The following is a 12,094-nucleotide window of genomic DNA, read 5'->3' as shown; positions in this document are numbered from 1 at the left end:
TGATCCGGTAGTACGTCGTCTATTTCGGTGTCGGAGCATCGATTCCGCGTTCACGATGCCTCCGCATCTAGGTCGAAAAGGCTGGGCATGTCGCGCTTACGTTCCTCGGCTTCGAGGTACTTGACGCCGTCGAGGTAGTAGCCGGTGTTCAGCTCGACACCACGGCCGCGGCGCCCGGCCTTGAGTGCACGCACCGGCACGGTCATCAGTCCGCCGAATGGGTCGAAGACGAGATCGCCGGGGTTGGAGAATCGGGTGATCAGCCGGTCGACGATGTCGAATTGCAGTGGGCACACGTGCATCTGTTGTGCGCGTTGGGATTGCGTGGTGTTCAGCGTGAGCATCCGGTTGATGTCGTGCCACACCTCCGGCGACCAGGATCCTGGCGCCAGCGACATGAACGTGGCGGGCAGCGCGCCACGGCCCTCGAGTGCCTCACCGATCTGAATGTGGGACTCGTAGTCGTACACCTCGCGCAGCGTGTGTTCGGTGAACACCCGCGACAGTTGGTCGGGTTTCAGCGCGGCCAGTTCGTCAGTGGTGAGCAGGCGGTCACCACTCGAGCGCCAGAATGCGTGCGCGTCGACCTGCCAGCGGGCCCGGGTGTAATAGTCCTTGGACTTCGTGACCGGAGTGTCCGCGTACCCCTTGGACCGATCCGTCTGCGGCTTGTGGAACAGCAGAACGTATTCCGGGCTGCCGACGCCCATCTTGGTGGCGTCCTTGCACTGCTCGGACCAGCCGAGCCGGTAGGTCTGGTTGTTCTCGCGCACGACGTCAGTGACGACGGTGATCATGCCGAGGTAGTCGAATCCGTGCTTGCGCCCGTGGAAGATCGCCTCAGCATGAAAAGGTGACACGGTCGGCACGCCAGCACCAGTGACATTGCCGAACAGGATCCGGTCCTTCACGTGGCAGGCGTAGATGCGCCCGGGCGCGAGGATCCGCAGCAGCTGTGGTGTCAGGTAGTCCATCTGCTGCCAGAAATGCTGGTTGTCGTCGGTGTGCCCGAAGTCGTTGTAGGACGGGGTGTATTCGTAGTGGTTGGCGAACGGAATCGACGTGACAATCAGGTTCACCGAATCCGATTCCATCGCTTCGGTTTCCATGACGCAGTCGTTGTTCGCGGCCAACCAGCCTTCGCCGCTGGCTTCGATGCGGTCGACGCCGATGGACCGTTGCAGCGCCTCGGTGATCTCGGCCGGCCTCAGCCCGTGCTCGCGGATGATGCTCGACATGGTGGCGGTCAGCTCCTTGTGCTCGGACCATTTGCGCTGCAGGGTGCGCACGACCTCGCGTTCGGATTCGGCGTAGATCACGTCGATACGCACGGTGTGGGTCTGCTGGTAGCGCTGGATGCGGTGGATGGACTGGATGAAGTCGTTGAAGCTGAACCCGACGCCGACGAAAACTGCGCGGTGGCAGTGCCGTTGGAAGTTGCAGCCCGACCCGGACAGTGACGGCTTGGTGGCCAGGATCCGGAACCGTCCGTCACTGAAGTCGATGACGCGCTGCTCGCGCTCGTCGAGATCCTGCGACCCGTAGACCTCCACGGCTTCGGGGATCGCGGCCTTGATCGCGCGGCGTTCGTCTTCGAGGTCGTGCCACAAGATGAAGTGATCATCGGGAGCGGCAGTGACCAGCGCGCAGGCCTTCGCGATGCGGGCCGGCATCGAGCTGCGCTTTTCCCGCGCCGCGTCGACGGTGGACAGGACACCGCCCTTGAACAACAGACCCTGGCCGTCGCGGTCAGCGCCGGCCGCCGAGTGGTCAACGTCGACCTCATGCCAGCGCACATCGAGCTCGGGCAGGTCATAACCGTCGTCGGAGTAGCCGAGGTCGCTGGGCTTCTGGATGAACGTGGCCCAGGTGTTCAGCCACAGGTAGAACTCGCGTTCCTTGTGCGGGTAGAGCGTGAGGTGGTTGGCCTTGGTGGAGTCGCGTTGGAAGAACCGGGTGAGTGCCTGCCCGGTGTCCATGACGCCGAGGAACCCGGCGTAGTGGATCAGTTCCTTGTACCGGTTCGGTGACGGGGTGGCCGTCGCGACGAACCGATAGGGCACCTCGTCGAAGAGAGGCAGGAACGTCTGGAACGTCTTGCTGCCGAACGACCGCAGCACCGACGCCTCATCGAGGCTGACCGCGGTGAACCAGCTGACGTCGACCTTCCCCTCGCGCACCGACTCGTAGTTGGTCAAGTAGATGTCGGCGTAGGTGTTCGGCTCCAGAAGCTCAGCGGTGGAGCGGATGAACCGGACGCTGATGCCAAGCATCTTGGCGTCGCGCATGAACTCCTGTCGCACGCCGAGCGGGCACACGATCAGCGCCGACAGGCCGGGCATGTTCGGCCTACCCGACGTCGATGCGCCGCGGTACCCCTTGGCCGCGGCCTCGCAGGCCAAGGTGAGGCGCAGGATCTCCAGCTGCATCACAGTCTTGCCGAGCCCGAAGCTGGCGAAGATCGCGCGCCGGCCGCCGGCGACGGCCCAGTGCACGATGTCGCGCTGGTGCGGGTTGAGGATCGAGTGGATGTCCTCGAGGTCGACGTGATGGCCGAACGTCGAATCGAACCGCACCTTGTCGGCCAAGAATTCGCTGTAGGACCTGACGTGGGCGGTCATGATGCCGCCCTGTGACGTTCGCGTTCCTCACGCGCGAGGTCACGCAGTAGCTCGCTGACCGGACGGTGGTAACGCTCCAGCTGCCGCTCCAACGAACTCAGCGTGATACCCATGCGCTTCGCGACCTGCCAGTCCGGCAGATCGAGGCCGTGCAGCTCGTCGTACCGCTCCAGGAACGTGAGCGTCGTGCCAATCATGATGCGACTCCGAACAGTTCGAGCTGGCCCGGTGAATCCTTGTCCAGGCCAAGCACTGTCAGCATTGCCGCGTCGCAGTTGTTCCGGTCGGCCTTGCGCGCGGCCATCAGCACGGCCCGCAGCTCAACAGGCAGCTCCTGCGCGAACCGCTTCAGCTGTCCCCAGGTGACCGTCACGCGCGTGAGGCCTGGCGCCTCACCGCCAGCGATCCCCGACTTGGTGACCTGGTACGAGTTCAGCCACTCGGGCACCAGCGGGCGCCCGGGCGGCCAGCATCCGCCGGCGTGGCTCTGCTTGAGGCTGGCAATCCCATAGTCGGGATCGATCAGGGCGATCGGCATAATGTGCCGGGCTGCGACGTACAGCAGCCACCGCTGATCCTCGGTGAGCAGGACGGCGGCCATCACACCGCCCCGAACAGTGCGAGCTCATCCGATGCGGGCTGCTCGGCAGGGTTGGCGTGCAACATGATCCGCCCCTCCGGGGTGAGCCGGAACCGGCAGACATCCGATGTCTCCTCGATGAGCCCCCTGCTGAGAAGGGTCTCCACTGTGTAACCCGAGACGCGCGGCAACCCGTCGGTGTCTACCGACTCCAACGCGAAGAGGAACAGGCGCTTCCGAGACGCCTCCCGCTCCCGCTGCTCTTTGGCCCTCAGCTCGGCCACCGCGTCGTCGAACGTTTTGGCCTCCGTCATGAGAGCACCCCGGCGCTGCGGAGTATCTGGGCGGCCGCCTCGACGCGGTCCCACTGGGTTTGGTCGCCGCCGTGACGGTCGGGGTGCGAGTTCGCACGGGCGCGGCGGTAGGTCTGCGCGACGGTGTTGAGGTCCAGGCCGCGGCCTTCCTCGCCGGCGACCGTGCGCAGGAAGTCGGCGGCCGCATCCACAGTTATGGCCACGGTGGTGTCGCCTGCCGCTGGTAGTGCCTGCCAGCCGCGGTACTGCTGCCCGGTCTGGGTGACCCCGTACCGGTCGATCTTCCGGAGCGCCTCCAGCGTCAGCGCGATCGCACGGAGGTTGGCGTGCCAGTGGGTGAAGGTGTCACAGGGGAACGACAGCGCGGGCCGGTTGCGCGGCTCGATGTTCAGGATGACGCCCGGATGCGTTGGGGTGGCACCGGCGCGGGGCATCCCGTCGCGGCGGAACTTCGATTCGTCGATCGCGAGCTGCAGTATCGACGGCGGGTAGTACCCGTCGTTCGGGTCGAGGAGCCGGAGCTCCCGGTCGAGCAGCTTGATGGTGTCGGGGAACGACGACTCGAACCGCGACGGCTTCCGATCCACGGTGAACTGCATCGGCCATCCCGTCAACGGCCGCAACGTCATTGCAGGCGGGTAACCGGTCATCACGCACCCGCCTCGTCGATCGCACGGACCGTTGCGCACGGGTAGTGGCTGCCACACCAGTGACACAGTGTGTAGCCAGCCAGGTCTTTGACGGCCGGGTGCAGCGCGCGCACCGCGGTGATCGCGCGGGCTTGCCGGTCGGCGAGCTGCGCTGTGGCGGTGATCTGGTCGGCGGCGGACAGGACACCGATGACGGCTCCGCGCTCGATCGCGGCCAAGGTGTTGCCGATGCCAGCGTCGTAGCGGGCCGGGACGTCGGGTGATTCGCCGAGAGGCTCGGTTTCGTCTTCGCAGGTGTTCATGCCACGCTTCCGTTCAGTTCGGGTGTGTATGTGTCACAGGCGCATTGGGTGACGTTGCGGCCGGTGTGCTCGTAGTCGTCGCCGACCTGGCGGCCATCGTGGGATGCGGGCCCGTCGACGCGCTTCACCCGGCAGCGCCGATCCGGGTGAGGGTGGTGATGGCAGCCCGCGCACATGGTCATGACGCCTTGTCCTGTTCTGGTGCCGGTGCGGGACGCATGCCGCCCGCGTCATCGAGGAAGACCCATTGCCCACGACGAAAGAGACGCTCCGCCTTCGGGTCGTGGGACTGCCGTACGAGCCAGCCGTCGTCGAAAGCCTTCGCCCGATAGCTCTCAACATGCCGGTGACAGGCGGCGCACAGGAGCACCCCGGCCGATGCTGTGTTGCTGTCTTCACGGCGAGTTCCGCCCATGCCACGAGGACGTCGGTGGTGGATCTCGCAGTCACTTGTCCACTCGTCGCAGCGCTCACACCGGCCGGCAGCCCGCTCGTAGATGAGAGTTCGAACCAGAGGTGGGAACCCGGTAGCGCGGCGGCTCACGATGCCTCCTGGCGAGATTGCCTGAGCTGCTTGAGGAATTGGAGGATGACGGCGACGTCTCGGCATTCTCGAAGTGCTTCGCCGTGCTGCCGGTAGAAGGCGGCCAGCACCTGTTCTTCGTTGAGTCGGTGCTGGGTGACGTATTCGCGGACCGCGGCGCGGGCCTGGGCGGCCAGCTCGGTTTCGTCGGCCACCAGTGGTGTCACTACGCGGGGCCGCGCGCTGGCCGGCGTGTAGCCGAGAACGTCGAACAGCAGCCCGTCCAGGCGGAAGTCGTCGAACTGCAACGACTTGTCGACACCCGGGACGGCGCCGACCCCGGCCACGCGGCAGCCGATCAGCGTCGGTCTCTCGTCCCGGGACAGGCGTACCCACACCGACGCGTCGTGGGTGAGGCCACGGTGCGCGTCGACACGGTACTCCGACCCGGGAATGATCCGGCCGTCACTGTCGACGACCGTCTCCTTGCACCGTGCGGTCACGATCACGATGCCGTTGAACGTCTTCAGAAGGCGCATCAGGTCGTCGTGTCGGCCGCCGGCGTCGTCCCACAGGGCACGCGACAGTTTGATCTCGGAGTTCGGGTCCTCTCGCAGCAGTTTCTGCGCCGACTTGGTGGATCTGGCCCGGGCGGTGATCCAGTCCTTGTGCAGTTCCCACTCGCACGTCATCGAGTCGATCACCAACACCGTTGGTGGGTCTCCCGGATCCGAATCCAGTGCCACAGCATGGATCTGGGCTACCTGGCTGAGGATGTCGTACCAGGCGCCGTTGTGCTCGACCACGAGGCAGTCGGGACCCATGATGGCCGCGTACTCGTCCGGTGGGGTATCTCCGACCGGCAGCCAATAGCAGTCCCCCACCCGCTCAGACGCCGTGAATTCCGCTGCCGCGTATGTCTTTCCGGACAGCTCCGGCCCCTCCAGCAGCACCAGCGGCCACGGGAGAGATCCCGTTGGATAGCGAGTCTTGATCGGCACTAAGTGGGCCTTCCGGTCGGCGGTGTGCAGGCGAAGCAGGGCACGACGACGGCGTCGTCCCACGAGGTGCGGGCGGTGTGCGCGGGGATGGGGTTGGATCCGGTCCACTCGGCGGTCACCTGAACTGGTGCGGCCTTCACGAACCCCGCCCCACCGCACACCAGGCAGCTGACTTTCATGGCTGTTCCAGTCGTTGAATGTCGTCGAGTGCGCGGGTGAGGTTGCGGCGCAAAGACGTCAGGATCATTCGCCGCTCGGCCACCACGTTGTCGGTTCCGCCGAGCTCACCGGACAGGTCAGCGGCCTGGTTGTTGACCTCGGTGAGCATGGCCCGCCACTGCGCTGGTCGACTGTCCCCGATGCCGGCGGTCACGATGCGACCCCTTCGAACTCGGGCCGACGTTCGATCGTGATCCGATAGTGCTCACCGGACGCCGGGCAGATGTCCTCGCGGATGGAGTCGAAATGCTGCGGAATGTTCGAGTGGATCGTCGGCTGAACGGCCCGCCAGCACACTGGGCACAAGAACAGTCGCGGTGCGAAGCTCACCGGCGCTCACCACTCACCGCCATCGGGGCGGCCAGGTCAGGGTTCGCAGTCGGGGGGAGGAAGAACACCGCGCCGACAACGATGGTCATGGCCACGATCAGCCAGGCGATCGGCGTGACAGTTTCGCGGATCATGCTGCCTGCCTTCCAGTTTCACCACGGAAGTACGCGCCCACCTGCTGCAGCAGTGACCAGTGTCGTGGGCAGTAGCTGCCGACCGACGCGTTGACGATGTCGACGGCATCGTCATAGGTGAACCCGTCGGCAGCGATGCCCTTCACGACACCGACAACCCCGGCGATGCTGGGGAAATCATCGATCGTCGGGCACACCGCGCCCGCGCCATAGGCCAGGACGTACGCGGCTTCCCGGTTCGACAGGTTGCCGTCAGCATGGGCCACGGGTGCGTGCGTGACGATCGCCGCGGCCAGGGCACCGGCCGCCGCGAATCCGAAGGCGGTCTTGATCCCGATCATGCGGACACCGCCTTGGCGGCGGCGCGCCGGGCCACGACCTCGTCACTTCGGCGCTTGAATTCGCGACGTTCCTCACGCTTGGCGGGGATGGCCGCGACGGCGCCATCGACGGCCTCAACGAGGCGGCGCCACCGACCAACAGTGGTCCTGATGTAGGTGTCTCCGCCGAGCTCGACGACGATCTCGGTGTCGTCCGTAATCGCGAGGTCTTCGGCCTCGTAGTTGCCCGACTCGCGGGCGCCGAAGTCGCCTTCGGAAGATCGGGTCAGCCAGATGGCTACACTCGGGTTTGGCATCGGAATCGTCCTTTCTGCGTTGGTGTTTGTTCCGGTGTTTCGGCGGGTCACCCGGGCAGGGGTGGCCCGCCTTCTACTTGGCGGTGACGTCTCGATCGCCGATACGTGCCCGCCACTGGCGGCCCCGCCGGCATCGCGCGCAGTTGCGGACCTGGCACAAGTCCCTGCCGCAGCGGCGCTGTTGGGCGACCAGCGATTCGACCAGCGATACAAAGTTCATTGGAAGTACCTCTCCTACTTGGTGATTCGGTATTCGGCCAGCAGGTCGCGCACAATCTCGTCGCAGACTCCGTGGAACCGAATACGCGGAGTGCGCTCGATGCATGACGTCCAAATGGCGGTGATGTGCGCGGCCAGATCCTCGTGCGACACCGACGCATCCGGCTCGGACTCGATCGCGAGGAACTGTGCGGCGCGATCTCGGGCCGCATCGATGAGCGCTGGAATGCGGTCGTGCGCGTCACGGGCGAACACGAACAGCGCGCCAGCCAGCTCGTAGAGCAGATCTGAGTCCGTGAGGTCCCCCGGGGAGGGCGCCGTAGCTAGGAAACCGTCGCTCACCTCCCCGGGGGCGTCCGCATGCTGCAACCCCACAGCACGCGGCGTTTGGCGAGCGGGTTCGAAGTCGTCGTTCCCCGCCAGAGGTTCGGCGGAAACGGGGTCGACGATGGCGGCGATCGTGCGCAGCCCCTCACCGAAGAACGCGAACACTGCCTCGAGCGGGCTCATCGGATGCTCCGGAAGCTGAGCCGAGCACCGGTCACGAGCGCGAGCACCAGGCCGCCGAGCAGAAACAGAATGTCGATCACGCGGACCTCTTATCGACCACACTCGGAAGTGCATCAATGAACTTGGCGATCTGCTCATCCGTCGAAAACCGACGTGTCCCAATCAATTTCGATTCGAGCTTTCCCGACGCCCACAGGTCGAACACCTTCGCCCGCGAGATCCCCCCGAGCTTCTCGGCCGTCGCCCGCCAATCGTTCAACCAGTTGCTCACATCGACCTCCGCCCGGGCGCAGCGAGGTTGAGAAGTCGTTGAGTTGCGCCCGCATGGCTCAGCTGGACGAGCAGCGATACGGACTGCAGCACGACGAGGGCAATCAGGAGACCGGTCACGACGCCTCACCGACTACGAATCGAATCGGCTCAGTGCCGCCCATCAGTTCGTGCAGCTTTCCGACCCCCTTGGCGGTGACGCGGATGGTCGGCGCGGGGAGCTCGTAGGCGCCAGTCCTGGAATTCAGGAACGGCTTCGCGGGCTTCTCGACCAGGCGGCCGGTGTCGACGGCCGTCTGGTACGCCTCCCAGCCGCCGCGCGGGTTGCGGGACTTGAAGACCCACTTCTGATCTGCCATGTACTGAAACAGGCGATCGCGCCCCGTCGTGATCGATGGGTCGCGAGAGAGGATCTTCGCGGCCTCGGCGACTGAGAAGTCGCCCTTGGCGTCAGCGAGCAACTGCCAGGACCGGGCCGGCGCGGTGAGCTCGCGCACCTGGGCCTCGGCGGCGTCAGCACGGTCGGCCTCTTCGATGACCATCTGCGCCAGCTGGCGGCGATCGGGCAGCGCGATGACCGGAGCAATGGGGGCGCGCTCTGCGAGCATCTGCCGCATCGCGTAGAACCCGGCGACAAGACGCTTGCGGAAGTCGAACACCACCTTGCTTCCGCCCAGATTGGTGATGAGCAACGCGGCGGCAGGCTCGTCCAGCAGTGCGACCTCGCGCCGCTGAGTCCCGCCTGCCGTTTCAAAGGGTCGCGTTTCAAACGCGACCCTTCCGACCTCGTTCAGGTCGCCCACGTGCTTGCGGATGAGCGCAAGCACGTTCTTGTGCTGGTTGCTTGTCTCGGCGGCGATCACCAGCGACGTGGTGAACGGTTCGCCGTCGGCTCCGACCTGAACCAACTCGTTGCCGGTAGTCTCAAGCTCTGACACGAACTTCTCCTTCGTTGTCGCGGCCCTCACCCCTGCATGGGTGGGGGCTTTCTTATGCGGCCGGCGACTTGCGTCGACTGGGCGAATTGGCGGGCTCAACAGGGGGACGTAGTGGCCCGTGCCAGACGTCCAGCGGGTCGATTCCGAGCGCTTTAGCCCATGCATTCAAGAGGCGGTCGCTCGCCTTCTTGTTGCCGTTCTCGACGTTTGAGATCCCGGCGACGGTGATCTCAACCCCCTGCTCCGCGATCCGCTCGACCAGCTGTGTCTGGCTTAGGTTGTGATCGATTCGCACTTGCTTGATCCGGACCATGGGCCCTAGCGGTTTCATCGCTGGCATGGTGACAACTTTAGACAACCATCGCTAGTACCGCAAGCACGACCGCAGTTTTCGATGGTTGATCTGCTGAATGACAACCATGTAACTATCGATAACAGCGCTGAACTGTCGCTGGACTTGTCATACCTTCACTAGACTTGTCGCGACATCGGATGGGAGGCTTCCGGTATGACAAACGAGACGCCCGCACAGCGACTGGGGCGACTAGTCCGAGCTCGGAGAAAGGAACTCCGACAGACTCAGACGGATATTCAGAACGCGGGAGGTCCTTCAACAGCCACGCTTCGGCTCATCGAAGGCGGAAAGCACACGGAGTTCCGCGACGGAACCGGCGCTGCTCTAGAAGCGGCATTGCGCTGGGATGTCGGGAGTATCGACAGAATCCTTGCCGGTGGCGAACCCATAGACACTCGCAGGCCGATATCGGTTCACATGCTCGAGGATGACCCTGCAGACGAGATTGCTCGGACCACAACGGCTGCAATGGAGCGCGTCGGCCGCGACGGCAAAGCTGAGGTTGACCGCCAGGTCCAACTTCTCAACGGCGTTCGCGAGGCGTGGAAGCTCGCTCCGCTGGCCGCGAAGCTGGGCTGCAATCCCTCCGAGATTCGCGACTTCACTCATGCCGGTTTCGGGTTACTCATGGGTTCGGGCGTGCTGGGGCTGATCGCGACATACAAAGACGAACTCGCCAAGGTCGTAGCCGAATTCACGGAAGCAGATAAGTGGGGCCCCAACCCCCCGCGTCCGCAGATCGATCTAGCTTTTTTGCCACATCAAACCAACGAGGAGGACAGCGATGACTTGGAAACTGCGACGCAATCGCCAGCATCGTCGGAAGGCGACGAAATCGAGGAGGATCCACCCGGCAGCAGGCCGGGTGTAGTCAAGCAGCTCCGGTCGACTGAGTTGTTCGGCCAATTTGACGCCGAGATGGACGAGTTATTTGCTCGCGCAGCCAGAATCGATCCCGCCCTGGATATGACCGCCGAAGTGGACCAGCTTCGAGACACCTACGCGCGCATTCGGGATACGCCGATCGGCAACAGGGAGTACGCCAGGGCGATGTTGGCTCTTCTGCGCCGGCTTCAGGGCAGCGCCAACCCCGAACTGGCGGCAGGCATCAACTCCATGATCGAAGAAGCCGAGCAGTATGCGAATTCTGCTCACATTGCGGCTGGAGCGGCCAGCAAGGTGGTCCGTCCGGCGCACTGGGATGACGACGACGCCGTTCCTGACTGGGAGAACGATGCGTCCCTCGCGGCGCGGGATGTGCCGGACGAGCCGAAAGACGATAGCCAATAACGAGTTGGAGTGAGCGGGTCACATATGCTTGACCTTCGGAAAGCTCAGGGGGTCTATCAGTGGTACACGATCAAGGTAAGGCAATCGAGCAGCGTCTAAGCGCTATCGATCCGTCGAAACTCAGTGACGAGCAGGCAATACAGTTCGCACAGGCCTACGCAGCGCTCCTGAGCAGCAAGGTCGCGACTGATCACGCGAACTTCGTCATGGATGTCATTGCGCCCAAGCTCCACCAAATCGCGTTCATTATGGACAGTGATTACAGACGAAAGTACGGCCGATTCGCCAGCGAGGAAACGGGGTGAAACTAACCGCTAGCCCTCAGGCGGTGTCGTACAGGGTGGCTTGTTCGATGGACCACCTCAGACCAACTTCCAGCGACTGAATAACAACGCTGTTATTCGAGGTCAGAGCCTGTTTTGTCAGACCTGTGAACTACCTTCCCGGTTCATGAGCAACCGCTGGCATCCGTGGAAGCACGCCGGGGACATCTTCCCCGACTGGCGCATCCACCGGGACCATCAACTTCCCGACACGACGTGGGGACTGACGAGTTTCCGGGACCAGCGGATCTGGCTGTGCCGGCGCCTCAACCAGGTGAAGCGGCGCTGCACGCTCACCCACGAATTGATCCATTTGGAGCGCGGGGTCCCGCCGGATGATCCGGCGGCCTTCGCGCTCGAGGAACAGATCGTGGACCAGCTCGCGGCCCAGCGGCTCATTACCCTGCCGCACTTGATCGATGCCTACCGTGCCTGTCCGTCCGGTGACCGGTACATGCTGGCCGACAGCCTCTGGGTGGACGTGCCCACACTGCACACCCGCATGACCACCCTGGATCCGATCGAGACAGCCGAGCTGGAGCACGCATTGGCGGATGAGTGGCTATGGATTCCCTGACCGATAGGGATCGCGCGATGCTGGATCTCGAATGTCAGTGGTTCGCCACGGTCGGCGGGAAAGAGGATGCGATCCGGGCGCTCGGCTTCTCGCCCGTTCGCTATTACCAGCGCCTGGCGACTCTGATCACGCACAGGCCAGCGCTGGAATACGATTCCGTCACCGTCAATAGGCTTCGCCGGGTGTCAACTCGGAGTCGGGGGGAATCGTGATCACTGTTGTGTGCCCGAAGTGCCAGGCCCGACTCCAGACCAGTGGTGAAGCCAAGTCATTCCGGTGCCCGAAGTGCGGGCTATTCTCC

The 12,094-nt window shown here is 64.2% G+C and carries 20 protein-coding genes; 3 read left to right on the top strand and 17 right to left on the bottom strand.

Annotation, left to right across the window (positions count from 1 at the left end; translation table 11 throughout):
* Nucleotides 1-50: 50 nt before the first annotated feature.
* The 17 genes from A5784_RS13250 to A5784_RS13175 all read right to left on the bottom strand — a co-directional run bounded on the left by A5784_RS13250 (nt 51) and on the right by A5784_RS13175 (nt 9,588).
* Complete coding sequence (locus A5784_RS13250; protein WP_064945367.1) at nt 51-2,621, bottom strand: DNA methyltransferase; 2,571 nt, start codon at nt 2,619-2,621, stop codon at nt 51-53.
* On the bottom strand, nt 2,618-2,818 hold the full coding sequence (locus A5784_RS13245) for a hypothetical protein (RefSeq protein ID WP_064945366.1): 201 nt from the start codon (nt 2,816-2,818) through the stop codon (nt 2,618-2,620). Before A5784_RS13245 ends, A5784_RS13250 begins: the two co-directional genes overlap by 4 nt.
* Nucleotides 2,815-3,222 (bottom strand): hypothetical protein, encoded by a 408-nt coding sequence (locus tag A5784_RS13240; RefSeq protein ID WP_064945365.1) that lies wholly within the window; start codon nt 3,220-3,222, stop codon nt 2,815-2,817. Before A5784_RS13240 ends, A5784_RS13245 begins: the two co-directional genes overlap by 4 nt.
* A complete protein-coding gene (locus tag A5784_RS13235; RefSeq protein WP_064945364.1) occupies nt 3,222-3,515 on the bottom strand; it encodes a hypothetical protein in 294 nt (97 codons plus the stop codon). Before A5784_RS13235 ends, A5784_RS13240 begins: the two co-directional genes overlap by 1 nt.
* Complete coding sequence (locus tag A5784_RS13230) at nt 3,512-4,165, bottom strand: hypothetical protein (protein ID WP_064945363.1); 654 nt, start codon at nt 4,163-4,165, stop codon at nt 3,512-3,514. Before A5784_RS13230 ends, A5784_RS13235 begins: the two co-directional genes overlap by 4 nt.
* The gene (locus A5784_RS13225) at nt 4,165-4,467 is read right to left on the bottom strand and encodes a hypothetical protein (RefSeq protein ID WP_064945362.1); all 303 of its coding nucleotides are present in this window, start codon (nt 4,465-4,467) and stop codon (nt 4,165-4,167) included. Before A5784_RS13225 ends, A5784_RS13230 begins: the two co-directional genes overlap by 1 nt.
* Before the next feature lie 540 nt (nt 4,468-5,007).
* On the bottom strand, nt 5,008-5,991 hold the full coding sequence (locus A5784_RS13220; protein ID WP_064945361.1) for a DEAD/DEAH box helicase family protein: 984 nt from the start codon (nt 5,989-5,991) through the stop codon (nt 5,008-5,010).
* Nucleotides 5,991-6,170 carry a hypothetical protein gene (locus A5784_RS38775; RefSeq protein ID WP_064945360.1) on the bottom strand — a complete coding sequence of 60 codons (180 nt, stop codon included), beginning with the start codon at nt 6,168-6,170 and terminating at the stop codon, nt 5,991-5,993. The genes A5784_RS13220 and A5784_RS38775 overlap by 1 nt, the downstream gene beginning before the upstream one ends.
* Nucleotides 6,167-6,364 carry a hypothetical protein gene (locus A5784_RS13210; protein WP_064945359.1) on the bottom strand — a complete coding sequence of 66 codons (198 nt, stop codon included), beginning with the start codon at nt 6,362-6,364 and terminating at the stop codon, nt 6,167-6,169. The genes A5784_RS38775 and A5784_RS13210 overlap by 4 nt, the downstream gene beginning before the upstream one ends.
* Nucleotides 6,361-6,540, bottom strand: a complete 180-nt coding sequence (locus A5784_RS13205; protein ID WP_064945358.1) for a hypothetical protein — start codon at nt 6,538-6,540, stop codon at nt 6,361-6,363. The genes A5784_RS13210 and A5784_RS13205 overlap by 4 nt, the downstream gene beginning before the upstream one ends.
* A complete protein-coding gene (locus tag A5784_RS38270) occupies nt 6,537-6,674 on the bottom strand; it encodes a hypothetical protein (protein ID WP_156750533.1) in 138 nt (45 codons plus the stop codon). Before A5784_RS38270 ends, A5784_RS13205 begins: the two co-directional genes overlap by 4 nt.
* Entirely contained in the window at nt 6,671-7,015 is a 345-nt protein-coding gene (locus A5784_RS13200; RefSeq protein ID WP_064945357.1) for a hypothetical protein, read from the bottom strand. The genes A5784_RS38270 and A5784_RS13200 overlap by 4 nt, the downstream gene beginning before the upstream one ends.
* Nucleotides 7,012-7,311 (bottom strand): hypothetical protein, encoded by a 300-nt coding sequence (locus A5784_RS13195; protein ID WP_064945356.1) that lies wholly within the window; start codon nt 7,309-7,311, stop codon nt 7,012-7,014. The genes A5784_RS13200 and A5784_RS13195 overlap by 4 nt, the downstream gene beginning before the upstream one ends.
* Nucleotides 7,312-7,545: 234 nt before the next feature.
* On the bottom strand, nt 7,546-8,040 hold the full coding sequence (locus A5784_RS13190) for a hypothetical protein (RefSeq protein ID WP_064945355.1): 495 nt from the start codon (nt 8,038-8,040) through the stop codon (nt 7,546-7,548).
* Between the two features lie 76 nt (nt 8,041-8,116).
* Nucleotides 8,117-8,311, bottom strand: a complete 195-nt coding sequence (locus tag A5784_RS13185; RefSeq protein WP_502687513.1) for a hypothetical protein — start codon at nt 8,309-8,311, stop codon at nt 8,117-8,119.
* A gap of 115 nt (nt 8,312-8,426) precedes the next feature.
* A complete protein-coding gene (locus tag A5784_RS39140) occupies nt 8,427-9,248 on the bottom strand; it encodes a phage regulatory protein/antirepressor Ant (RefSeq protein WP_232006030.1) in 822 nt (273 codons plus the stop codon).
* 52 nt (nt 9,249-9,300) lie between these two features.
* Nucleotides 9,301-9,588: a helix-turn-helix domain-containing protein gene (locus A5784_RS13175; protein ID WP_082944812.1), complete on the bottom strand. Its 288-nt coding sequence runs from the start codon at nt 9,586-9,588 to the stop codon at nt 9,301-9,303.
* A 483-nt stretch (nt 9,589-10,071) separates the two neighbouring features.
* On the opposite strand from A5784_RS13175, the gene A5784_RS13170 reads away from it, so the two are divergent.
* The 3 genes from A5784_RS13170 to A5784_RS13155 all read left to right on the top strand — a co-directional run bounded on the left by A5784_RS13170 (nt 10,072) and on the right by A5784_RS13155 (nt 12,005).
* Nucleotides 10,072-10,893 (top strand): hypothetical protein, encoded by an 822-nt coding sequence (locus A5784_RS13170; RefSeq protein WP_156750532.1) that lies wholly within the window; start codon nt 10,072-10,074, stop codon nt 10,891-10,893.
* Between the two features lie 450 nt (nt 10,894-11,343).
* A complete protein-coding gene (locus A5784_RS13160; protein WP_064945350.1) occupies nt 11,344-11,793 on the top strand; it encodes a hypothetical protein in 450 nt (149 codons plus the stop codon).
* Nucleotides 11,781-12,005, top strand: coding sequence for a DUF3263 domain-containing protein (locus A5784_RS13155; RefSeq protein WP_064945349.1), 225 nt, complete (start codon nt 11,781-11,783; stop codon nt 12,003-12,005). The genes A5784_RS13160 and A5784_RS13155 overlap by 13 nt, the downstream gene beginning before the upstream one ends.
* The last annotated feature ends 89 nt before the right edge of the window (nt 12,006-12,094 follow it).

Source organism: Mycobacterium sp. 852013-50091_SCH5140682 (assembly GCF_001665685.1).
In the GTDB taxonomy this organism is placed as follows: domain Bacteria; phylum Actinomycetota; class Actinomycetes; order Mycobacteriales; family Mycobacteriaceae; genus Mycobacterium.
The sequence above is the reverse complement of the archived record's forward strand: the minus strand, read 5'-3'. Positions and strand labels throughout refer to the sequence as shown.